Source organism: Blautia intestinihominis, assembly GCF_040096655.1.
GTDB classification, from domain to species: domain Bacteria; phylum Bacillota; class Clostridia; order Lachnospirales; family Lachnospiraceae; genus Blautia_A; species Blautia_A intestinihominis.
Map to the genome: position 1 here is coordinate 1 of NZ_JBBMEI010000203.1, position 698 is coordinate 698.

The 698-nt window shown below is 48.0% G+C and carries 1 protein-coding gene; it reads right to left on the bottom strand.

The annotated features are described in order from the left end of the window. On the bottom strand, positions 1-698 hold a 698-nt coding region (locus tag WMO75_RS19695), incomplete at both ends, for a formate--tetrahydrofolate ligase (protein WP_349078871.1).

Here is a 698-nt window from a genome sequence, read left to right on the forward strand (position 1 = left end):
ACGATCTGGTTCAGTTTATCTTCGATAGATCCTTCCAGTTCATATGCATAAGTAAAGTCGTTTGGTTCTTCTACGAGGCGAAGAACTTCTTCTGCAAGTTTGATTCCGCCTTCTCCGCCTTTTGCCCATACTTCAGAAAGAGCTACGTTTACGCCGAGTTCTTTGCACTTAGCTTCTACGAAGTCAAGCTCTGCCTTGGTGTCGGTCGGGAATGCGTTGATGGCAACTACGCAAGGAAGTTTGTATACGTTCTTGATGTTGCTTACATGTTTCAGAAGGTTCGGGATACCTTTTTCAAGAGCTTCCAGGTTTTCGTTGTTGAGGTCAGCTTTGGCTACGCCGCCGTTGTATTTCAGAGCACGTACGGTTGCTACGATAACAACTGCACTTGGATGCAGGTCTGCCATACGGCATTTGATATCGAGGAATTTCTCTGCACCAAGGTCTGCACCGAATCCTGCTTCTGTGATCGCATAATCAGCAAGTTTCATTGCCATCTTGGTTGCTGTTACGGAGTTACATCCATGAGCGATGTTTGCGAATGGTCCGCCGTGTACGATCGCCGGAACGTGTTCCAGTGTCTGAACGAGGTTCGGTTTCAGGGCGTCTTTCAGGAGAGCTGTCATAGCGCCTTCTGCATGGAGGTCACCTGCTGTTACCGGTTTCTGCTCGGATACTTTACCGTAGGTATATCCGAT